15 protein-coding genes, 6 pseudogenes and 1 other annotated feature are annotated in these 20725 nt (G+C 64.7%); of the genes and pseudogenes, 15 read left to right on the plus strand and 6 right to left on the minus strand.

The genetic code is table 11. From position 1 onward, the window contains the following. Positions 1 to 426: 426 nt before the first annotated feature. Together XarbCFBP7408_RS20200 and XarbCFBP7408_RS20205 are read left to right on the plus strand one after the other, a co-directional pair. Positions 427 to 1005 (plus strand): DUF4142 domain-containing protein, encoded by a 579-nt coding sequence (locus XarbCFBP7408_RS20200; protein WP_258072244.1) that lies wholly within the window; start codon positions 427 to 429, stop codon positions 1003 to 1005. A gap of 3 nt (positions 1006 to 1008) precedes the next feature. Continuing rightward, positions 1009 to 1269 (plus strand): annotated as a pseudogene (locus tag XarbCFBP7408_RS20205) (hypothetical protein); the annotation flags it as partial. A 17-nt stretch (positions 1270 to 1286) separates the two neighbouring features. On the opposite strand, the pseudogene XarbCFBP7408_RS20210 reads toward XarbCFBP7408_RS20205, so the two are convergent. Continuing rightward, a pseudogene (locus tag XarbCFBP7408_RS20210) lies at positions 1287 to 1457 on the minus strand (DUF1264 domain-containing protein); the annotation flags it as partial. Positions 1458 to 1603: 146 nt separating this feature from the next. On the opposite strand from XarbCFBP7408_RS20210, the gene xth reads away from it, so the two are divergent. After that, positions 1604 to 2596, plus strand: a complete 993-nt coding sequence (gene xth / locus XarbCFBP7408_RS20215) for an exodeoxyribonuclease III (protein WP_104564466.1) — start codon at positions 1604 to 1606, stop codon at positions 2594 to 2596. 10 nt (positions 2597 to 2606) lie between these two features. Here xth and XarbCFBP7408_RS20220 read toward each other — a convergent pair. Next, positions 2607 to 2893 (minus strand): annotated as a pseudogene (locus XarbCFBP7408_RS20220) (hypothetical protein). Positions 2894 to 3103: 210 nt separating this feature from the next. On the opposite strand from XarbCFBP7408_RS20220, the gene XarbCFBP7408_RS20225 reads away from it, so the two are divergent. From XarbCFBP7408_RS20225 to XarbCFBP7408_RS20235, 3 genes are read left to right on the plus strand one after another with little or no spacing between them, the layout of a single operon-like run. Then, positions 3104 to 4357, plus strand: a complete 1254-nt coding sequence (locus tag XarbCFBP7408_RS20225) for a molybdopterin molybdotransferase MoeA (protein ID WP_104564467.1) — start codon at positions 3104 to 3106, stop codon at positions 4355 to 4357. 46 nt (positions 4358 to 4403) lie between these two features. Beyond that, complete coding sequence (locus XarbCFBP7408_RS20230) at positions 4404 to 4973, plus strand: molybdenum cofactor guanylyltransferase (RefSeq protein WP_104564468.1); 570 nt, start codon at positions 4404 to 4406, stop codon at positions 4971 to 4973. Further along, positions 4957 to 5319, plus strand: coding sequence for a hypothetical protein (locus XarbCFBP7408_RS20235; RefSeq protein WP_104564469.1), 363 nt, complete (start codon positions 4957 to 4959; stop codon positions 5317 to 5319). Before XarbCFBP7408_RS20230 ends, XarbCFBP7408_RS20235 begins: the two co-directional genes overlap by 17 nt. Positions 5320 to 5346: 27 nt before the next feature. Here the strand turns inward: XarbCFBP7408_RS20235 and XarbCFBP7408_RS20240 are convergent, their stop codons facing one another. Continuing rightward, complete coding sequence (locus XarbCFBP7408_RS20240) at positions 5347 to 6348, minus strand: NAD(P)-dependent oxidoreductase (protein ID WP_104564470.1); 1002 nt, start codon at positions 6346 to 6348, stop codon at positions 5347 to 5349. 82 nt (positions 6349 to 6430) lie between these two features. Here XarbCFBP7408_RS20240 and XarbCFBP7408_RS20245 point away from each other — a divergent pair, with 82 nt between their 5' ends. From XarbCFBP7408_RS20245 to XarbCFBP7408_RS23280, 9 genes and pseudogenes are all read left to right on the plus strand, one after another. Then, positions 6431 to 7003, plus strand: coding sequence for an ANTAR domain-containing response regulator (locus tag XarbCFBP7408_RS20245; RefSeq protein WP_104564471.1), 573 nt, complete (start codon positions 6431 to 6433; stop codon positions 7001 to 7003). Positions 7004 to 7007: 4 nt separating this feature from the next. Then, positions 7008 to 8090 (plus strand): CmpA/NrtA family ABC transporter substrate-binding protein, encoded by a 1083-nt coding sequence (locus tag XarbCFBP7408_RS20250; protein ID WP_104564472.1) that lies wholly within the window; start codon positions 7008 to 7010, stop codon positions 8088 to 8090. Positions 8091 to 8986: 896 nt separating this feature from the next. Continuing rightward, a complete protein-coding gene (locus tag XarbCFBP7408_RS20255) occupies positions 8987 to 10156 on the plus strand; it encodes a nitrate/nitrite transporter (protein ID WP_181107041.1) in 1170 nt (389 codons plus the stop codon). Between the two features lie 58 nt (positions 10157 to 10214). Then, complete coding sequence (nirB, locus tag XarbCFBP7408_RS20260) at positions 10215 to 12632, plus strand: nitrite reductase large subunit NirB (RefSeq protein WP_258072246.1); 2418 nt, start codon at positions 10215 to 10217, stop codon at positions 12630 to 12632. Next, the gene (gene nirD, locus XarbCFBP7408_RS20265) at positions 12629 to 12994 is read left to right on the plus strand and encodes a nitrite reductase small subunit NirD (RefSeq protein WP_181107038.1); all 366 of its coding nucleotides are present in this window, start codon (positions 12629 to 12631) and stop codon (positions 12992 to 12994) included. Before nirB ends, nirD begins: the two co-directional genes overlap by 4 nt. Continuing rightward, complete coding sequence (locus XarbCFBP7408_RS20270; protein ID WP_181107036.1) at positions 12991 to 15789, plus strand: nitrate reductase; 2799 nt, start codon at positions 12991 to 12993, stop codon at positions 15787 to 15789. The genes nirD and XarbCFBP7408_RS20270 overlap by 4 nt, the downstream gene beginning before the upstream one ends. 68 nt (positions 15790 to 15857) lie before the next feature. After that, positions 15858 to 16607 (plus strand): uroporphyrinogen-III C-methyltransferase, encoded by a 750-nt coding sequence (cobA, locus tag XarbCFBP7408_RS20275; RefSeq protein ID WP_181107040.1) that lies wholly within the window; start codon positions 15858 to 15860, stop codon positions 16605 to 16607. A 507-nt stretch (positions 16608 to 17114) separates the two neighbouring features. Further along, positions 17115 to 17372: a KGG domain-containing protein gene (locus tag XarbCFBP7408_RS20280; protein WP_024940389.1), complete on the plus strand. Its 258-nt coding sequence runs from the start codon at positions 17115 to 17117 to the stop codon at positions 17370 to 17372. A gap of 652 nt (positions 17373 to 18024) precedes the next feature. Further along, a pseudogene (locus XarbCFBP7408_RS23280) lies at positions 18025 to 18177 on the plus strand (peptidase); the annotation flags it as partial. An 85-nt stretch (positions 18178 to 18262) separates the two neighbouring features. Here XarbCFBP7408_RS23280 and XarbCFBP7408_RS20290 read toward each other — a convergent pair. The 3 genes and pseudogenes from XarbCFBP7408_RS20290 to xopJ form a co-directional block, all read right to left on the minus strand. Next, positions 18263 to 18529: pseudogene (locus XarbCFBP7408_RS20290) on the minus strand (DNA-binding protein); the annotation flags it as partial. A 56-nt stretch (positions 18530 to 18585) separates the two neighbouring features. Further along, a pseudogene (locus XarbCFBP7408_RS20295) lies at positions 18586 to 19487 on the minus strand (transposase). Beyond that, positions 19144 to 19260: a sequence feature (AL1L pseudoknot), on the minus strand. It overlaps the preceding pseudogene by 117 nt. A gap of 118 nt (positions 19488 to 19605) precedes the next feature. Beyond that, positions 19606 to 20725: YopJ family type III secretion system effector XopJ (gene xopJ, locus XarbCFBP7408_RS20300; protein ID WP_308673856.1), on the minus strand; the 1120-nt coding region annotated here is incomplete at its 5' end.

Consider the following 20725-nt stretch of genomic DNA (forward strand, 5'->3'; position numbering starts at 1 on the left):
TGACGCCGTACGAGTTCATCTGCAAGCAGTGGACATCCGAACCCGAGCGGTTCAAGGTGGACCCGATCCATCTAATGCCGGGACTGAACACCTAATACACCGTCACGCCCGCCGTGCGCGCTGCCGGTGGCAGATGGGGCTCTGAAGCATATGCGTACGGTGCTTGATCGCAGCACCGGCGGTGCTGAATGCTGGGTATTCCAAAGCAGTCTGACGTCCGAACCATGTTCCGTCGTAACAGAGGCCGGTTTCGCAACGCACCGGCCTGTATGTTGCGGCGCGGACAAGGACGCCATACCACCTTCACTCCATGTGAAGCGCACTGAGGTGCAGCACCGTTTCCTCTCCGTCTATCGACACCGGTACGACGATCGGGTTACGCGACGAGGTCCAGCATGCAGGCACACCTTCTGGCTGGAGATTCACGTGAAAGTATGTCACCCGACGTTTGCGGCGCTGACCCTGTGTCTAGGTATCGCCACTGCTGCGCATGCGCAGAATGCAACGCAGGCCGACATGCCCGCCACCACGCAGCAACAGGCGGGCAATAGCGCCCCGAGCGCGAAGGAGCGTGAGGCACTGGGCACCTTGAGCGCCATCAACACCAGTGAAATCGATGCAGCCAATCTCGCACTGCAGAAGCAGGTGCAAGGTGGCGTGCGCGACTATGCGGTGCAGATGGTCAAGGAGCATACCGACAACAATCAGAAGCTGGCCAAGTGGTCGCCGGACCTGTCTGCTGCCCCTGCCAAGGCGCAGACGAGCAAGGGCAAGACCAAACTGGCGATGTTGCAGAAGCTCGACGGCAAGGCCTTCGAAGCCGCCTACGCCAAGGCAATGGTCAAGGACCACACCGACGCACTGGCGGCGCTGGACAAGCAGTTGATTCCTGTGACCAAGACGGCACAGGTGCTGGCGCATCTGCAGACCACGCGCAGCCATGTCGCCGAGCATCTGGCGGCTGCCAAGACGCTGCAGGCCGGCAGCGAGGCTGCCGGACGCTGAGGCATGCCTGGATTGCCGGCAACACAGGGTGCCGCTGTTGAAGACCCCATGAAGCGGATGCGTCGCCTGATCATCCGGGCCGAGCCGCACCAGATCCTGGATGCGTGCTGCGATGCCAATGTGCAGCGACGCATCCTGCGTGGGGTGGCGGAGCTGGTCGCTGGCGATGGGCATGCGTCGCGCTGGGCGCTGCAGGCCACCTGGTGTCGGCGCGGCGTTGTCGGGTTGCAGTGTGGTGAGGCGCGCCTGGGTGAATCGGTGCGTTAACAGGTTGATGGCGCGAGCTTGCCGACCGGCCCGGTCGGTTGCAGGACCCTGGCACCGGCTTCCAGCACATTGGTCTTGGCGCTTTCAGGCGCGCCCGGTGGGGTAACCGAAGGCGGGCTGCGCGAGCAGCCGGCGCACAGCAGGGCAATCCAGAGCGCGGACTGTCGCATGCGATCTCCAACAATGAGTAGTGGGGCCAGCCTACGGAGGCTGATGGTTTGCGAGGCGTGAGCGCGTGCGCAGATATCCAACAGAGCTTCACCTCGCTTGAGCATCTGCTTAATGCCACGGCGGCGATGCTGCGCAGCTACGCATGCCTGGTCGCTCACCCATGTCCGCCACCACCCGCAAGATCGCGACATTCAACGTCAATGGCATCACTAGCCGGCTGCCGCATCTGCTGGAATGGCTACAGCGCGAGCAACCGGATATCGTCGGCCTGCAGGAATTGAAAGCCACGCAGGATGCCTTTCCGGAACAGGCGATCCGCGATGCCGGCTACGGCGTGATCTGGCAAGGCGAGAAGTCGTGGAACGGCGTGGCATTGCTGGCGCGCGGCGCCGACCCGGTGGAAATCCGTCGTGGGCTGCCGTGGGACCGCGGCGATACGCAGAGCCGCTATCTGGAAGCTGCAATTCACGGGGTGGTGGTGGCCTGCCTGTATCTGCCCAATGGCAATCCGCAGCCCGGGCCGAAGTTCGACTACAAGCTGGCGTGGTTTCAACGCCTGATCCGGCACGCCAGGACGCTGGTGGACCTGCCGCACCCGATAGCACTGATCGGCGATTTCAACGTGGTGCCGACCGATGCCGACATCTACGACCCCAAGGGCTGGCGCAAGGATGCGTTGCTGCAGCCGGAGAGTCGTCAGGCGTACCAGACCCTGCTCGGGCAGGGCTGGACCGACAGCCTGCTGGCAGTGCACGGCGAAACGCCGATCTACACCTTCTGGGATTATTTTCGCCGGCATTTTGCCCGCGATCGCGGCTTGCGCATCGACCACTTGCTGCTCAATCGCACCCTGGCGCCCGGGCTGCAGGACGCCGGCGTGGACAAGTGGGTACGTGCACTGGAAAAGGCCAGCGATCATGCGCCGACCTGGATCAGCGTGCGTGTGCCCGAAGCGGTAGCCGAGCCAGCAGCGCAGGCCAAGGCTGTGCCCGGGCCACGGAAGCGGGCCGTGGCGAAGGCAAGCCCGGCACGCAAGTCCACGACGAAGAAAACGCCCAAGACCGCGGCGAAGAAGGCCGCCACGCGGCCTGCCGCCAGCAAGTCAATCGCACCCGCCAAGCCGCGCAAGCTGGCGAAGAAAAGCGCAAAATAACGCGGCAGCGCTAACCGATACTGCCCGCGTGTCGCTCCATCCGACGCTGCTTGATCCGGTGCAGCACATGCCCGGTGAGGGCGGTCAGCAGGATCAGCACGTTGCTGACGATAAACACGGCATTGCCGACCAGGTGGCTGTAGAGGATGAACAGCACCGAGGCGCTGATCTGGCCGATGAACAGCCAGCGCGACACGCCCTGTGCCGCATCCGAGCGCCATTGCTTGTAGATCTGGCGGATCAAGGTGCAATCAGGACAGCGCTGGCGAGCCAGCCCACAAGGTCGACGAGTTGCATGCGGCATGAATACCGTGGGGAACTGGGTGCCACTGTGCGATCTGCCGTGTAGGCGCTGCGTTCTAGCGGCTTCAAGCGACGTGCGCCCTGGTCGAGACGAGGGCGCGCATGCAGCAGGATGCGATGATGCCGCGATCGCTGCGCCTGTACCGGCCGCGTCGGGGGCCGGTATCCTAGCCAGGTCATCCACCGGTCGACCGTGCCTTGCTCATGATCAGCTACGCCGACGCACTTGCGATTGTCCATCGGCAGATCGCCGTGCTTGCCGGCGAGTGGGTGGACAGCGCCGATGCCGAGGGACGGGTGCTTGCGCAGGCGTTGTCGAGCCCGGCCGAGTTGCCGGCGTTCGACAATAGCGCGATGGATGGATTTGCGTTGGTCACCGCCGGCCGTGGCGCGATCGCCGGAAGCGAACATGTGATCGGTGGCAGCGTTGCCGCAGGCGAAGATGTAGGTGGCATTACGGCTGGCAGTGCGTGGGAAATCATGACCGGCGCCGGCTTGCCTGCCGGTGCCGATGCCGTGGTGCCGATCGAACAGGTGGACGTGCTGGCGCACGATGGCGCGCAGCGCGGCCGCATCCGGCTGCGCGCCGATCTCCGCGCCGGTCAGCATATTCGTCGACGTGGGGAAGATGTGGCCTTGCACGACCGCGTGATCGAGGCCGGCACCATACTGCGCGCCGCGCACCTGATGCTGTTGGCCGGATTGGGCTGTGCGCGGGTGCAGGTGGTGCGGAGGCCGCGTGTGGCGCTGATTGCGACCGGCCGCGAGTTGATCGGCGATCCGGCGCAGCCGTTGCGGCCTGGCCAGATTCGCGATGGCACCAGCAGCTATCTGCTCAGCCAGCTGCGTGCAGCCGGTGCCGAACTGGTCTGGCATGGACGGGTGGGCGATGACGATGCCGGCTTCGATCTGGCGCTTGCGCAGGCGCGCGATGCGGGCGCCGAGGTGATTCTGAGCACCGGTGCGGTGTCGCGCGGTCGCTACGATTTCGTGCCCGATGCCCTGGCACGGCATGGTGCGGCGGTGCTGTTCCACAAGGTTGCGGTGCGGCCGGGCAAGCCGGTGTTGCTGGCGCGCTTCGCAGACGGCGCGCTGTATGTCGGCTTGCCGGGCAATCCGATGGCCAGCGCTGCCGGGCTGCGCTTTTTCGTCGAGCCGGCGCTGCGCGGTTTGCTTGGCATGCCGGCCGAGCGTGGCTTGCAGGTGGCGCTGGAAATGCCGATGCAGGCACGCCCGCCGTGGCGGCAGCACCTGCGCGCACACTTGACCTGCAGCGCTGCCGGAGCGCTCTGCGTGCAGATCCTGTCGCAGCAGGAGTCGTTCCGCGTGGCGCCGTTGTTGCAGGCCAATGCGTGGGCGGTAGTGGAACCGCAGGACGAAGGCGCCGCGCCCGGTACGACGGCGCAGGTGTTCGGGCTGGGCCATCTGCAGCCGGCTGCACCGGCGCTTGCGCCATGAGCCCGCACTTGCATGTCGTGCCAGGCAGTGCCGGCGGGCAGGCGGCATGAGCGTGAGGCCTGCATGGACGGGTGTGGTGCTGGCCGGCGGCCGTTCCTCGCGGATGGGGCAGGACAAGGCGCTGCTGCAGTGGCGCGGCCGTCCATTGCTGGAGCAGATGCAGGCCTTGCTGCGCGATGCCGGCGCGCACGATGTGGTGATCAGCGGCGATCGTCCGGACTATGCCGGGATTGCCGACGCGCAGCCGGACCTGGGGCCGCTTGGCGGCCTGGCCAGCGTGATCGATCAGCTCGCCGATGCAACGACACTGGTGGTGGTGCCGGTCGACATGCCGCTGCTGTCCCGGTCATTGCTGGACCGGCTGCTGGCGCCACCGCATCGGCGCTGCGTTACCTTTGAAGACCAGATGCTGCCGATGCGCCTGTCCGTGGATGCCGTGGTGCGTGAGGCGCTCACTGCGCTGATGGCCGGCCCCGGTTCGTCACGCTCGCTGCGCGCCCTGCAGGCTGCGCTGCACTGCCATCGCGTGGCTGTCACCGCCAGCGAACGCGCCGCGTTCGTCAATTGCAATACGCCCGAGCAGTGGAGGCAGCTCATTCATGAAAATCCAGCTTGAAGCCCAGCAGCTGCGCTTCCGCATCGACGAAGCCGAACTGGCCGACTTGCTTGCCGGGCGCACGGTCGAGAATCTGAGCCGCTTGCCGAGCGGGCAGGGCGTGCGACTGCTGCGCCACAGCGTCAGCCTGAGCGATGGTGACGCGGCCTGCACTTGCACCGCCGAGCATTGGCAGTTGTCGGTGCCGCGCGATGCGCTGGAACGACATGCACGGCAATTGCCCAGCCGCGAGGGATTGCGCTTCAGCTTCGATGCCGGTGCTGGCCATGCTGGACCGACGGCGTTGCAGGTGACCTTCGATATCGATGTGCGCGACAGTGCGCGCAAGCGCTTTCCGAAAGCCTGACGTGCCGTAGGCGCACACGCGCAGCGCTCATGCGTTGATTTTTTCAAGACCCGTAGCAATGCCGGGCACCCGATCGCAGGCCAGGCCGCGCGCCCGCAGCACCGCTTCGATGGCTGCAGCATCGGCATCGTTGTAGCCGGCGCCGCTGCGCAACGCGACCACGTGCAGGCCTTCTGCGGCCAGTTGCAGCAGCAGATGCCGTTGGGCGTCGGTCTGTTGCGGCAAGGCGCGGCGTGAGGCATCGCGCCGCGCCAGTTCCAGCACTGCATCCGGGATGTCGTCGCCGATCAGCAGGACGTCGGCCAGATTCATCGCACGCAGCGCCTTGATGGTGAGCAGGCCGGGATCGCCCGGGCCGGTGCCGACCAGTTGCACGCTGCCGCGCGCCGGTACCGCGCCGGCATCGTCCAGTGCCGCGATGAAGGCGCTTTCGGCTGCGTCGTCGTTGCCGGCCTGCAGCAGCAGCGGCACGTCGCCGTCGATGACGCGGTCGAACCAGCGCCGGCGCCGGTTCATGTCGGGGAACCGGCTGCGGATGCGCTCGCGGTGACGCGCGAACATGCCGGCGAAGCGGCCGACCGAGACATCCAGTTCGCGTTCCAGCCGTTCGCGCAGGCGGCGCGCCAGCATCGGTGCGGCACCGGCAGAGGAAATGGCGATGACCAGCGGGTCGCGATCCACGATGGCCGGCACCTGATAGGTCGACAACTCCGCATCGTCCACCACATTGACCAGGCGCCGACGCGCACCGGCGGCAGCGGCGACGCGTTGATTCAACTCGCCATCGTCGGTGGCGGCGACCACCAGCCAGACGTCGTCGATCCAGGCGGGATCGAACTCGCCGCGCAGTTGTTCGAAACGGCCGGCCTGCAGCTGTTCCGCCAGTTCGGGCGAGAGCGCGTGCGCATACAGGCGGATCTGCGCGCCGGCCTTGCGCAGCGCCAGCACCTTGCGCGTGGCGACCTCGCCACCACCGATGACCAGCACGGCACGTGCCTGCAGGTTTGCGAACAGCGGGAACAACGGCATCAGACGTACTCCGAAAGGATGGCTCGCACCGACGGCATGTTGCATGGCACCATCAGGCCACGTCCACGCCTCGCTGCCGCCAATGCGTGTCTTGCTGGTCAACGATACCGAAAAGCCGATCGGCGAACTGCGTCAGGCATTGACGCGTGCCGGTTACACGGTGCTAGACGATGTGGCCTCGGTCGGTGCGCTGCTGCATGCGGTGCAGCGCCAGCAGCCGGATGTGGTGGTGATCGATGTCGACTCGCCCTCGCGCGATACCCTGGAGCAACTGTCGATGCTGCATGCACATGCGCCGCGGCCGGTGGTGATGTTTTCCGGCGATGGCGACGATGCCTTGATCCATGCGGCGGTCGGCGCCGGCGTCACCGCCTATGTGGTCGATGGCCTGGCGCCGGCGCGGCTGGCGCCGATCGTGCAGGTGGCGCTTGCGCGGTTTGCGCAGGAAAGCAGCATGCGCAAGCGCCTGGACGAGGTGCAGCAGGCACTGCAGGACCGCAAGCTGATCGATCGCGCCAAGGGCCTGCTGATGGAAAAACGCGGCCTGAGCGAGGCCGATGCCTACGCGGCGCTGCGCCAGCAGGCGATGAAGCAGGGCGTCAAACTGGCCGAAGTGGCGCGACGCATCGTGGCCATGGCCGAGTTGCTGGGATGAATCTATGAGCCAAGCCGACCTCCCCGTATTGCGCGTGGCCTACATGCCGCTGATCGATTGCGCGCCCCTGGTCGCGGCGCAGCGGCTGGGCCTGGATCGTGTGCATGGGCTGCAGTTGGACCTGCGGCGGCAGGCCTCCTGGGCCGGCGTGCGCGACCGTCTGCTGGCCGGCGAGGTCGATGCGGCGCATGCCTTGGCCAGCCTGGTGTATGCGATCGACCTGGGCATTGCCGGGCCGCAATGCCCGATGGCGCTGTTGATGACGCTCAATCACAACGGCCAGGCGATCACGCTGGCGCCTGCGCTTGCGCAGGCCCTGGAAGAGGGGCAGAGCTTGCTGCGGGCGCTGGCCAGCCTGGGCCGTCGCGCCGTGTTTGCGCAGACCTTCCCGACCGGCACGCATGCGCTGTGGCTCTATTACTGGCTGGCGGCAGGTGGCGTGGACCCGATGCGCGACGTGGAGGTGCTCAGCATCCCGCCGCCGCAGATGCCGGACGCCCTGGCCAGTGGCCTGGTCGATGGCTATTGCTCCGGCGAGCCGTGGGCTGCGGTCGCGCAGGCGCAGGGCAGCGGTCGTCGGGTCATCCGCAGTGGCGAGCTGTGGGCCGGCCATCCGGAAAAAGTGCTGGCCTGCCGACGCGAATTCGCCGCGCTGCAACCCGAGTTGAGCGAACGCCTGACCGCCTGCGTACTGGATGCCTGCCGCTGGCTGGATGCTGAGCCGGCAAATCGCGCGCAATGTGCGCAGTGGCTGGCCGAACCGCAGCATATCGGGGTATCGGCCGCGCATCTGGCCGCCTGCCTGGATGCCGATGTCGATGTCGATGTCGAAGTGGAGGCACATGCGAACGATGGGACGGCACTGGCCTTTCATCGCCATGGCGCGGTCAACATGCCGTGGCTGTCGGACGGCGAGTGGTTCCTGACCCAGTTCCAGCGCTGGGGCTGGCACGACATCCAGGAAGACGACATCGCGCGGCTGCGCGACATCCATCGACTGGACAACTATCGGCGCGCTGCCGCGCGCGTGGGCGTGGTTTCCCCCGAGGACGACCACCGCAGCAATCGCTTGCTCGATACGCCCTGAGCCCGGATGCCGAGCGCATCAGGCGGCAAGTCAGGCTAGGGTGCGCTGGATGAGACTGGATGCATTGGATCTTGCGGACAGAAGCCGAGGCGACGGCAACGGCGCGAGGCATGTGGTCTGCGGCTTGGTTGCAGGGCCCTTGCCTGCCCACCATCGCAGGACACGCCGCAAGTACGTCCCTGTAGGCTCTTACGCGGCATCCATGCCGCGTAAGGTCCCGCGACGGTGGGCGGGCAAGGACCAGTCGAGATGGTCGGTGTGCGTAGCTCTTCTCAAAGCAACCAGCAAAATCTCTGGTGCGGTGTCTTCGCCGAGTGCGGGACCGTGTGGCGGCAGGATGCCGCCACCGAGCTTCCAGGGATGGATTCACGGCGTGTCCCGCGAGCGGCGAGGGCACCGCGCGCTCGCCTAACACGGCTCTTGACCTAGATAGTTGATCGGTATGCACGTGTCCTAGATGAGGCCTCCGAGCACCAGCCGCGCAGTCGCTTTGTTGGGCGCTGTTAGTCATGCCAAGCGACAGAGCCTGCGATAGAGGGTGCACGCTGTTGGTGCAAGGCTGCACGAGAGACGGGAACGGTGAGCTGCACTGGCGTGTCGGCAGGCTGTCGTGACATCGGACGCGCTGCATCCAAAACACTATTTTTCAATGACTTGCAGCGTCCTGATGCTCGGCTGAGCAAGTTGGCACGTTGATTGCGTAGTACTCACGTGCAGGCACAACGGCGTACCTGCAACAACACGCACACGATGCAGCGGATCAAAGGCGATCCGCAGGCATCCAGGACAACGGCGTCCTTCCGGTTTTACCGGAGGGGCGCCGTTTTTTTTTGGCCATCGCATTCGAAGAGGTCTCTATGCAGCGCTCGTTCTGGCGATCCGGGCACACGCCCACCTTGTTCGCGTCCTTCCTGTATTTCGACCTGAGTTTCATGGTGTGGTATCTGCTCGGTCCGCTGCAGGTGCCGATCGCGCAATCGCTGGGGCTGGACACGCAGCAGCGCGCCTTGATGGTGGCGGTGCCGATCCTGTGCGGCGCGGTGCTGCGGCTGGTGTTGGGCATGCTGGCCGACCGTATCGGTGCCAAGCGCGCGGGCGTTGTCGCACAACTTGCGGTGATCGCATCGTTGTTCGGTGCCTGGCAGTTCGGCGTGCACAGCATGGGGCAGGTGTTATTGCTGGGCGTGTTGCTCGGCATTGCCGGCGCCTCGTTCGCGGTTGCGCTGCCGCTGGCCTCGCGCTGGTATCCGCCCGAGCATCAGGGCACTGCGATGGGGATTGCCGGGGCGGGCAATTCCGGCACCGTGCTGGCGGCATTGTTCGCCCCGATGCTGGCGTTGGCGTTCGGTTACCAGAACGTGTTCGGACTGGCGTGCATCCCGTTGCTGCTGACGCTGATCGTATTCGTCCTGATTGCGAAAGAGGCGCCCGTCGCGGTCGCGCGCAAGCACTGGTCCGACTATGGCCGCGTGCTGGTGGCCAACCGCGATGCCTGGCGTTTCATGTTTTTCTATTCGGTGACCTTTGGCGGTTTTTCCGGGTTTGCCAGTGCATTGCCCGGCTACTTCCACGACCAGTTCGGCTTCGATGCGCGCACTGCAGGGTGGGCGACGGCTGCCTGCGTGTTGGCGGGGTCGGTGATGCGTCCGTTGGGCGGTGTGATTGCGGACCGCATTGGCGGCACACGCGCCTTGCTCACGGTCTATCTGCTGGTGGCTGCGCTGGTGGGCATCGCAGGCTTCGGCGCAGGCGGGGCAATGGTGACGCTGGCCTTGTTCGTGCTGACCCTGCTGTGCCTGGGCGCCGGCAATGGCGCGGTGTTCCAGCTGGTGCCGCAGCGGTTTGCGCAGGACATCGGCGTGATGACCGGCTTGATCGGCATGGCCGGCGGCATCGGCGGGTTTGCGCTGGCTGCGGGCCTGGGCGTGCTCAAGCAGCACACCGGCAGCTATGCGATGGGCATGTGGCTGTTCGCTGCGTTCGCGCTCGGTGGTTGGGCGTTGCTGGCCGGGGTCAAGGCGCAGTGGCGTAGCGAATGGTCCAGCGCCGGCGCGGCGCGGGTCTGACATGTCGACAGGAATCCAGGCAATGAAGCAACCCAGACTCGTCGTCATCGGCAATGGCATGGCCGGCATCCGCACCGTGGAGGAACTGCTCAAGCTGATGCCGGGCATGTACCAGATCACCGTGTTCGGGGCCGAGCCGCATCCCAACTACAACCGCATCCTGCTGTCGCCGGTGTTGGCCGGCGAGCAGGAGTTCGACGATATCGTGCTCAATCCGTTGCAGTGGTATCAGGACAACGGCATCCGCTTGCATCTGAACAAGGAAGTCACCCGCATCGATCGGGTGCGTCGCCGCGTGATCGCCGCCGATGGCACCGAGGCGGAATACGACCGACTATTGATCGCCACCGGTTCGGTACCGTTCGTGTTGCCGATACCCGGTAACGAACTGAAGGGCGTGATCGGCTACCGCGATATCCAGGACACGCGCACGATGATCGAGACCGCGCGCAGCAGGCGCTACGCGGTGGTGATCGGTGGCGGTCTGCTCGGCCTGGAAGCGGCCAATGGCCTGAAGCTGCGTGGGATGGACGTGACGGTGGTGCACCTGGCCGGATGGTTGCTGGAACGCCAGCTCGATCCGGTGGCCGGCAATCTGCTGCAGCAGGCCCTGCGTGCACGCGGGCTGGAGTTCAGGCTGAGTACCGCCACCAGTGCGCTGCTGGGCAATGCGCAGGGCGAGGTGATCGGGGTGAAGTTTGCCGATGGCAGCGAGATCCCGGCCGATCTGGTGGTGATGGCGGCGGGCATTCGCCCGAACACGCGCCTGGCCGAACAAGCCGGGATCCATTGCTCGCGCGGCATCGTGGTCAACGACAGCCTGCAGAGCTTCGATCCACGCGTGTATGCCGTGGGCGAGTGCGCAAACCATCGCGGCATTGCCTATGGGCTGGTCGCGCCATTGTTCGAGCAGGCCAAGGTGTGTGCGAACCATCTGGCGCAGTTCGGCATCGGCATCTATCGCGGTTCGGTGGCATCGACCAAGCTCAAGGTCACCGGGATCGATCTGTTTTCCGCCGGCGATTTCATGGGCGGCGATGGCTGCGATGAGATCGTGCTGTCCGACCCGGCAGGTGGCGTCTACAAGAAGCTGGTGATCCGTGACGATGTGCTGGTGGGCGCCTGCCTGTATGGCGACACCAGCGATGGCGGCTGGTACTTCAAACTGCTCAAGGACGGTACACCGATCCAGGCGCAGCGCGATCAGTTGATCTTCGGCGAAAGCGCGCTGGGCGATGCCGGCACCGGCGGGCAGGACCGTGCCAGTGCGATGGCCGCCAGCGACGAGGTCTGCGGCTGCAACGGCGTGTGCAAGGGCACGATTGTCAAAGCCATCAGCGAGCAGGGGTTGTTCACCGTCGACGAGGTGAAGAAGCACACCAAGGCCGCCAGTTCCTGCGGGTCGTGTACCGGCCTGGTCGAGCAGATCCTGATGAACTGCCTGGGCTCCAACTTCCAGGAAACACCGAAAACCAAGGCGGTCTGCGCCTGTACCGATCTGAGCCATGGCGATGTGCGGCGCGCCATTCGCGAGCACAAGCTGCTGACCCATGCGCAGGCCTATGCCTTCATGGAATGGCGCACGCCCAACGGCTGCGCCAGCTGCCGGCCGGCGATCAACTACTACATGTTGTCGAGCTGGCCGCACGAGGCCATCGACGATCCGCAATCGCGTTTCATCAACGAGCGTGCGCACGCCAACATCCAGAAGGACGGCACCTTCTCGGTGATTCCGCAGATGAAGGGCGGGGTGACCAATGCCGGCGAGCTGCGCCGCATCGCCGATGTCGCCGACAAATACGCAGTGCCGATGGTCAAGGTGACCGGCGGCCAGCGCATCGACCTGCTCGGGGTCAGGAAGGAAGATCTGGTCGATGTCTGGCGCGATCTGGGCATGCCCTCCGGGCATGCGTACGGCAAGTCGATCCGCACCGTGAAGACCTGCGTGGGCAGCGAGTTCTGTCGCTTCGGCACCCAGAACAGCACGCAGATGGGCATCGACCTGGAAACCATTCTGGCCAATATGTGGAGTCCGCACAAGGTGAAGCTGGCGGTGTCCGGCTGCCCCCGCAACTGCGCCGAATCCGGCATCAAGGACGTGGGCATCATTGCGGTGGACTCGGGGTGGGAGCTGCATGTCGGCGGTAATGGCGGCATCAAGACCGAGGTCGCGCGCTTCCTGGTCAAGGTGAGCACCGCCGAAGAGGTGCGCGAATACACCGGTGCGTTCCTGCAGCTGTATCGCGAGCAGGCGTACTACCTGGATCGCACCGTACACTACATCGCACGGGTGGGGCTGGATTACATCCGCGCACAAGTGGTGGATGACGCAGCCAACCGGCGCGCCTTGTACGAACGCCTGCTGTACTCGCTGGAAGGCCTGGTCGACCCGTGGAAGGCGCGTATCGCCGGCGAACGCCGGCAGGAATACCAACCCTTGCGCATCGCCGCGCCGGCCGCAACGGTGGAGGAATGAGCATGCAACAGGCCGCATGGATTCGCGTGTGCGCGCTGCAGGAGCTGCCTGCATTGGGTGCGCGCGTACTCGAGATCGACGGCATTGCGCCGATCGCCTTGTTCCGCACCGCCGGCGATCAGGTATTCGCGCTACGCGACCGTTGCCCGCATAAGGGCGGGCCGTTGTCGCAAGGGATTGTCGCTGGCGACACCGTGACCTGCCCGTTGCATGGCTGGGCCATTGCACTGCAAAGCGGCCAGGCCTGCGCACCGGATGTGGGCTGCGCGCCGCGTTACCCGGTCAAGGTGGAAGCCGATGCGGTATGGATCGTGCTGCAGCCGGTATCGCAGCCGGATGCCGTCGCCGAGCCGTCCGCATGAGCGACGGCCAGCAGCAAGCGTTGATCGGCGCGGCTGCACAGCCGCACGCGTCTGCACCGATGCATCGCATCACCCGGTCGACCTGCTGCTACTGCGGCGTCGGCTGCGGGGTGCTGATCCACAGCGAGCACGACGCACATGGCGAACGCATCGTCGGCATCCAAGGTGACCCGCTGCATCCGGCCAATCATGGCCGTCTGTGCAGCAAGGGCCTGGCCTTGCCGCAGACCGCCGCCAGTACGCAGGGGCGCGTACTCGCGCCGGAGCTGCGTCGTCATCGGCAGGCGCCGCGGGCGGCGGTGAGCTGGGATCAGGCGCTCGACCACGTCGCCGGCACGCTGGCGGCGATCGTCGAGGAGCACGGCGCGGACGCGGTGGCGTTCTATCTCTCGGGGCAGCTGCTGACCGAGGACTATTACGTCTTCAACAAGCTCGCCAAGGGCCTGCTGGGCACCAACAACATCGACACCAACTCGCGCCTGTGCATGTCCAGCGCGGTCACCGCCTACAAGCTGGCGCTGGGCGCCGATGGCCCGCCCACCTGTTACGCGGATCTGGAACTGGCACAGACGGTACTGTTTGCCGGCAGCAACATGGCGTATGCGCATCCGGTGCTGTTTCGCCGGCTGGAAGAGGCGCGGGCGAGAAATCCCGCCATTCGCTGGATCGTGATCGATCCGCGCCGCACCGACACCGCGGCCCTGGCCGACCTGCACCTGGCGATCGAACCCGGGACCGACGTCGCCCTGTTCAACGGCATGCTGCATCACCTGATCTGGGAGGGTCTGGTGGATGCGCGCTTCGTTGCGGCGCATACCGAGGATTTCGACGCCCTCAAGCACATGCTGCGCGAATACACCCCGCGCATGAGCGCCGAGATCTGCGGTATCTCGCACGAAGACCTGGTGCAGGCGGCCGAGTGGTTCGGGCGCAGCCCGGCGGCGCTGTCGCTGTATTGCATGGGCTTGAATCAATCCGCCCATGGCACCGACAAGAATCTGGCCTTGATCAATCTACATCTGGCGACGGGGCAGATCGGCAAGCCGGGGGCAGGACCGTTTTCGTTGACCGGCCAGCCCAATGCGATGGGCGGGCGCGAGGTCGGCGGCATGGCGACGATGCTGGCGGCGCATCGGGAGATCGGCAATGCCGACGACCGCGCGGAACTGGAACGCCTATGGCATCTGCCCGCCGGTCGCCTGAGCGCCACGGCCGGCGCACCGGCGGTGCAGTTGTTCGAGCACCTGCGTGCGGGCACCTTGAAGGCGGTGTGGATCGTCTGCACCAACCCCGTGCATTCGATGCCGGAGCTGGCTGGCATTCGCGCCGCACTGGAACAGGCCGAACTGGTGATCGTGCAGGACGCGTTCTCCGGCACCAACACCGTGCCATATGCCGACGTGCTGTTGCCGGCCGCCAGTTGGGGTGAGAAAGAGGGGACCGTGACCAACTCCGAGCGCCGCATCACCCGCGTGCGCAAGGCGGTGGACGCGCCGGGCCAGGCGCGTGCGGACTGGTGGATCGCCCGCGAAGTGGCACGCCGGCTCGAAGCACGTCTTGCACCTGCCGGCTGCGCAGGTCTGTTCGGGTTCGACAGCACCGCGCAGATCTTCGACGAGCATCGCGGGTTGACGGTGGGGCGCGATCTGGATATCGGCGGGCTGGATTACCCGCTGCTGGATGACGGGCCGCAGCAGTGGCCGTTTCCTGCCGGTGCCGCACACGGGCAGGCGCGGCGCTACAGCGATGGCGTGTTCGCCACCGGCAACGGGCGCGCGCGCTTCCACGCCACGCCGTATCGCAAGGTGGCCGAGCCGACCTCGGCCCGCTTTCCGATGCGGCTGCTGACCGGCCGCCTGCGCGATCAATGGCATGGCATGTCGCGTAGCGGACGCGTGCCGGCAGCGTTTGCGCATAGCCCCGAACCGGCGTTGCGCATGCATCCGGACGACGCAGCGCGGCGCGGCCTGGTCGCCGGCGAACTGGTGCAGATCACCAGCAAGCGCGGCGCGCTGGTGCTGCCGCTGGAACTCTCCGACGAACTGCGCTCGGGCAGCGTCTTCGCCGCGATGCATTGGAGCGGGCAGCACCTGTCCAGCGGCGGCATCAACGAAGTGAGCAGCCCGGCGGTGGACGCGCGCGCGCAGCAGCCCGAACTCAAGCACGCGGCGGTGCGGGTGGAGAAAGCGGTATTCGGCTGGCACCTGCTCGCTGCCCGGCGTGGCGATGCACTCGCCTTGCAGCAGGCGCTGCAGCCGCTGTTGCGCGACTGCGGCTATGCATCGCTGCGGCTGCATGCCGAGCCGCTGGCCGAGGCCGGCGGGCAGTGGGCGGTGCTGCATGCGGCCTGCGAACGCGCCCCGGGCGCGCAATGGCTCGATCGCCTGATCGCCGCATTGCAGTTGCCGGCCGGCGCGGACGTGCTGGAGTACCACGACCTGCGCCGCGGGCTGCTGCGTCGTGTCGGCTGGCGCATGCAGGACGGCCACAGCCATATCGACGGCCTGCTGCTCAGCGCAGCGCAGCCCAGCGAGGCCAATCAGGCGTTACTGCGCAGTGCACTGGCAGGCCGGCCCTGGCGCGGTCCGCGGCTGGCGGTGTTTGCGCAGACGCAGGGCGCGCCCAACGACCCGATCGTCTGCAGCTGCATGCAGGTGTCGACTGCCGCGATCCATGCCGCCATCGACGACGGCGCCGACCTGCACCAGCTCAAGCAACGGCTGGGCTGCGGCACGGTCTGCGGCTCCTGTGTTCCGCAACTCACCCGGCTGTGCCGGCAATCCCGGCACGCCTGAGTGCCTGTGCCGACCGCCACATACTGCGAGACCTGCTCATGTCAGTCATTCCTTCCTGCGCACGTGATGTGGTGTTGTTGTCCGCCGGCCCCGGCGATCTGGACCTGCTCACCCTCAAGGCGGTCAAGGCACTGGCTGCCGCGCAGGTGGTATTGCTGGACGATCTGGCCAACCCGCGGATCGTCGAACTCGCACCGCAGGCGCGGGTGATCCGGGTCGGCAAGCGTGGCGGTTGCCGCTCGACGCCGCAGGACTTCATCTGCCGGCTGATGCGGCGCTACGCCTTGCAGGGCTTGCGCGTGGTGCGCGTCAAAGGCGGCGATGCGCTGTTGTTCGGGCGCGCGGGCGAGGAGATCAGCTTCCTGCGCCACGCCGGTGTGGGCGTGCAGATCATCAACGGCGTCAGTGCCGCATTCGCCGCCGCATCCGCGCTGGAAGTGTCGCTGACCCATCGCAGCCATTGCCACGGCATCACCTTCGTCACCGCGCACACCCACGATCACGGCGAGCCGAACTGGGGCGCACTGGCCGCCAGCGGCACCACGCTGGGCATCTACATGGGCCTGCGCCGCGCCGATGCCTTGGCCACCGCGTTGCTGGCGCATCTGCCGGCCAGCACGCCGGCGGCCATCGTGCAGGCCGCCAGCCGGCCCGAGCAGCAACGCCGGCTCACCACGCTGGGTGAGCTGGGTGTCACCGCCGCCGGCATGCTGCCGGGTTTGCCGACCTTGCTGCTGGTGGGCGCTGCCTTATCCGAGGCGGCAGCGCAGTGCGACGACCGCTTCGGCATGCTGCTGGTGGAGCAGGCGGCGGGGTAAGCGCGATGTGCTGAGTCCCGCGCGACGATCCACGCACTTCATCTTCATCGCCTCGACGCGCAACACGGCGTGCGAACACGCGGCGCGCCTGTTGCGACGCGACGCGCCTGCAGTACCGGTGAAAGGTCGCGTCGAGCAAGCGGTGACCTGCTGCGTGAGCAGCGCTGGATAGCTGGCAGCATCGCTCGCTGCTGCTGGTTCCGGTTCGCTGGCGCGTGGGACAGGGCAGGACAGGACATTGATTGACCACACCCTGCTGCAGCCTGGGTGTACCGGCGACGGCTGCACAATGCGTCCGCTCGTGCGGACCGCTTGGTAGCGCTACCGATGGATCGACCGCGAATCTTCGGCCGGCGCATGGCAGGAGTGCAAGATTTGCACAGCGAGCGCAGCTGTTTTTTCCTGCATTGTGGAGCTTGGTGCCGTCTCGCATGGCTCTACGGCTGGCACGATAGTTGCGTTACCCCTCCCACCAGTGGCGTGATCGACGCATCGAGAGGAGGCACAGTGGAAGACGGACAAAGCAGTACTCGTAGCCGGCGGGGTTTTGCCGCATTGGATCCCGAAAAGCGCCGCGTGTTGGCGAGCAGCGGTGGCAAGGCAGCGCATGCCAGCGGTAACGCGCATGAATTCACAAGCGACGAGGCACGCGAAGCTGGCCGCAAGGGTGGTCAGGCCGTGAGCCGCGATCGCGATCATATGTCGCGGATCGGCAGCAAGGGTGGGCGTTCCAAGCAGGCCAAACCTCAGGAAGAGGCCGTCTGAGCGAGCGTGCGGCGCGCATCCGGCGCGCCGTTCTTGCAGCAGACTGCAGGCCCCGCACGCAACGTGCAGGGCCTGCGTCGTTTTTACAGACGCGTCCGCCGCCTCAGTAGCGCGGCTGTAACAATCGATTGCAGTCGAGTGCGTTTTTCGAGGTGTGTGCGCTCTGCCTCGGCTGGCCACACGCTGACGAAAATCATGACGTGCAATGCATCACCAGGATGCCGGAAGTTTTTTCATTCGTTCCCGTACTCATGCGATCGATTGCGGGGAAATATGTCCCGATTTTCCGATGTGCTCACCCGGCGACTGCAGGATTTGCATCCACTGCTTCAGGATCGGCAGCCGGGAGTGGGCCCCTCAGGCGTGCGCTGGAAGGTTTGGGATGCCATTGCAGGACGCTTCGTCGGCTGGCCTTTGCAGCGATCCAACGCGGCAGCCGGATCAGCGAAGGGTGCAGGCCCCAACGACGGCCTCGTCACGGCATCGCAGCTGCCAGTGCTATCGCATGGAGGCTTGTCGACCACCGGATTCGAAAATCCGGTGATCACCGGGCCGGACCTTGCAGGTCGTCACCATCATCGGGGCTGGCGCCGAATGGACCGCCTGGCACGTAGCGCTTACCCTGGCCGTCTTTCACGGGACGGCACCGGTAATGACAGAACGCATGGCGTATCCGATCGGCACTCCACGACAGCCCTGGGGCGAGTCAGAGCGCGCCGCATGGCGGGCACGCCAGCTGCGTCAGCGCAGTCATGCCGTCGATGTTGTGCAGGCGATCGAGGCACTGGATGCCCGCTACGAGAGGTCGGCAGGGATTCGTGTAAAAAACAGCCAAAAGTGGGATAACTTGCTGTTAGTAAAGAATTTTTTCACAGATTCCTGCCGGCCCTCCTGGCGGCGTCGCTCGCCTCGCTTTCGGCCTGCAGTGCGGTCTCGCAGCGCTGCAACTGCGTCGTGAGCGAGTCAGCCTCGTGTCGGGCCTGCTCCAGCGCTTGGGTGCGCTCCTGCAGCTGCGCCTGGAACCGCGCCTGCGCCTGCGCTACGACCGTGTCGGCCTCGGTGTGCAACCGCTCGGCGAGGCGGCCGATGAGGTCTTGAAGCGCGTCGCTCACGGCCATCTTCGCGCCAACGCCTTGCCCTTCCTCCTCTTCCAACTCGAGGGTCGGTAGGGGTTTGAACCGCCCCGCTTTTCCCGGAGACTCCTTGGTTTGAGTCATGCCGACATGGCGGACTCGCTGGGTTGCTTGTGTTTGGAATAATAGTTGGCTTCGGCCTCGGCCGGTGGGATGCTGCCGATCGGCTCAAGCAAGCGGCGATTGTTGAACCAATCGACCCAGGTGAGCATGGCCCACTCGACCTCCTCGCGCGTGCGCCAGGACGACTTGCGGTGGATCACCTCGGCCTTGTACAGGCCGTTGATGGTCTCGGCCAGTGCGTTGTCATACGAGTCGCCCACACTGCCCACCGAGGGCTCCAGGCCGGCCTCGGCGAGCCGCTCGGTGTAGCGGATCGAGACTTACTGCACGCTCCGGTCGCTGTGGTGGATCAAACGATCCGGTCCGACCGGCTTCCTCGCATGCAGCGCCTGCTCGAGCGCATCGAGCACCAGGTCGGTCTGCATCATCTGCCGCCAGAGCTTACGCACGCCATAGACCTGGAAGTTCTCGTCCCACACACGCCTGATTTCAGGCATCAACGCCTCGTCCGTCTTGGCCCTTGCCGAGCGCAACCCAGGATCGGACTTTCGGGCCGCGTGCGCGTAGTACGTCGACGGGGTGATCGGCAACACCTTGCAGATCGGCTCGACCCTGTGAACGTCGCGATGGTCGTCGATGAAGCGCTTCATCGCTTGAAGGGGCGGTCGAGCTCCGCCTGGGCAAAATACGCCGACGCCTTACGCAGGATCTCGTTGGCCTGGCGCAGCTCGCGCACCTCGCGCTCAAGCAACCTGATGCGCTCCTTCTCGGCTGTCGTCACGCCCTCGCGCTTGCCGGCATCACGTTCGTACTGCCGGATCCAGCCGCGCAACGTCTCGGCCGTACAGCCCACCTTGGCTGACACCGACACGATCGCCGACCACTGCGACGCGTACCCGCCCTGGTGCTCCAGCACCATCTTCACCGATCGCTCCCGGACCTCTGGGGGAAAACTTGCTTGCTCTGCTCATGGCTCCATCTTCTCAAGTAATGGAGCCTCCGGGTTCCCGGGGCGGTTCATAGTGTCAATTGGCACCTTACGATTCAATGGCTTTCCTTATCTTTCTCAACCGAGAAGCTTCAATAGACATGCTATAACTCAGATTTCCTCTTTCGACGCGAAAATTACGTACTCTTTCGGAAAGAGTTTCACTTGGATTGGTACTTCCAGTACTCACGTTCCTATCAGAATTTTCAGGCTGATTTGATGAATACTCGTCTACAGTCGCTCTCGAATGTGAGTGCTTATAAAATACGGGTGGCAAGAATTTATCACCATCCACAATTTCAATGCCCTTATGCAATGTAGACTTTTCTTCCCATGATGGAAAGCATCGAACATTTCTTCTAAGTTTTCCATGCAAATCATCAAAGATGCTGTCTTTTTGATAGGCAGACAGAGCAAGATTAAGCGAAAAAATAATGCAATCAACGCGTGATTTTTGAGCCCCCAGCTGAATGACTGCCATATCACCATTTTCACCATTTTCACCAAGGCAGCTCTTAACGTTCCTACCAAGAAGCTCATAACCGGCCAGCATCTGTATTTTCCCATCCTGCATGCCATAGGCAAGGGCCGGCTCGATTACCAACATTGTCCGCTTCCCATTTTCAATTCTGACGTCAATTGCCGCGTGATGTAGGCTTTGAGGAGACAAGCGAACTACAGATCGCCAAGCTGGTTTATCAGTAGTCATAAATTCCGAGAAGAATGCCTGGGCTGAGTCATGACAACTGAGGTGAAGTCCCGAAAACCGACTGTTATAGGCGTTTGCCAAGCAATACTTGTTCGTTGAATCCAAGCTCGTTATAGCCTCTGAACTTCCAGTTTTTGCGGCCTGCAAAGCGGCTTCTGCATAAATTTGTAGCTCATGAGGAATGTAATTTGAATTATTCAGTGCGTTTGTTAGGTCTGTAGCTTTCTTGCGTGGGCGCCTTGGTAGGGAATTAAATGGCGAGCCGCTATCTGAATGGCTTGTGGAGCCTGCGGCATCAGCTACATTCTCGCCTTGGGCATCATCCTGTTGATCGCTCCTGTTGGAATCGCTAGAGCGGCTAGAACGATTAGAGCGTGTTATGAACTTTGAAAGAGCGTGGCTGCATTTCCAAGCATCAGAATCGTGAAGACAACAAAGTGCAAACCGGCCAAGGTTTCCG

Origin of the sequence: Xanthomonas arboricola pv. guizotiae (genome assembly GCF_002940205.1) — a bacterium.
In the GTDB taxonomy this organism is placed as follows: Bacteria; Pseudomonadota; Gammaproteobacteria; order Xanthomonadales; family Xanthomonadaceae; genus Xanthomonas; species Xanthomonas arboricola_C.

Excerpts from the sequence above, each read along its gene's own strand:
- nirD (WP_181107038.1), top strand. The coding sequence starts at position 12,629 with ATGAGCATGCAACAGGCCGCATGGATTCGCGTGTGCGCGCTGCAGGAG.
- XarbCFBP7408_RS20270 (WP_181107036.1), top strand. The coding sequence starts at position 12,991 with ATGAGCGACGGCCAGCAGCAAGCGTTGATCGGCGCGGCTGCACAGCCG.
- XarbCFBP7408_RS20225 (WP_104564467.1), top strand. The coding sequence starts at position 3,104 with ATGATCAGCTACGCCGACGCACTTGCGATTGTCCATCGGCAGATCGCC.
- XarbCFBP7408_RS20235 (WP_104564469.1), top strand. The coding sequence starts at position 4,957 with ATGAAAATCCAGCTTGAAGCCCAGCAGCTGCGCTTCCGCATCGACGAA.
- xth (WP_104564466.1), top strand. The coding sequence starts at position 1,604 with ATGTCCGCCACCACCCGCAAGATCGCGACATTCAACGTCAATGGCATC.
- XarbCFBP7408_RS20240 (WP_104564470.1), bottom strand. The coding sequence starts at position 6,348 with ATGCCGTTGTTCCCGCTGTTCGCAAACCTGCAGGCACGTGCCGTGCTG.
- XarbCFBP7408_RS20250 (WP_104564472.1), top strand. The coding sequence starts at position 7,008 with ATGAGCCAAGCCGACCTCCCCGTATTGCGCGTGGCCTACATGCCGCTG.
- XarbCFBP7408_RS20245 (WP_104564471.1), top strand. The coding sequence starts at position 6,431 with ATGCGTGTCTTGCTGGTCAACGATACCGAAAAGCCGATCGGCGAACTG.
- XarbCFBP7408_RS20230 (WP_104564468.1), top strand. The coding sequence starts at position 4,404 with ATGAGCGTGAGGCCTGCATGGACGGGTGTGGTGCTGGCCGGCGGCCGT.
- nirB (WP_258072246.1), top strand. The coding sequence starts at position 10,215 with ATGGCCGGCATCCGCACCGTGGAGGAACTGCTCAAGCTGATGCCGGGC.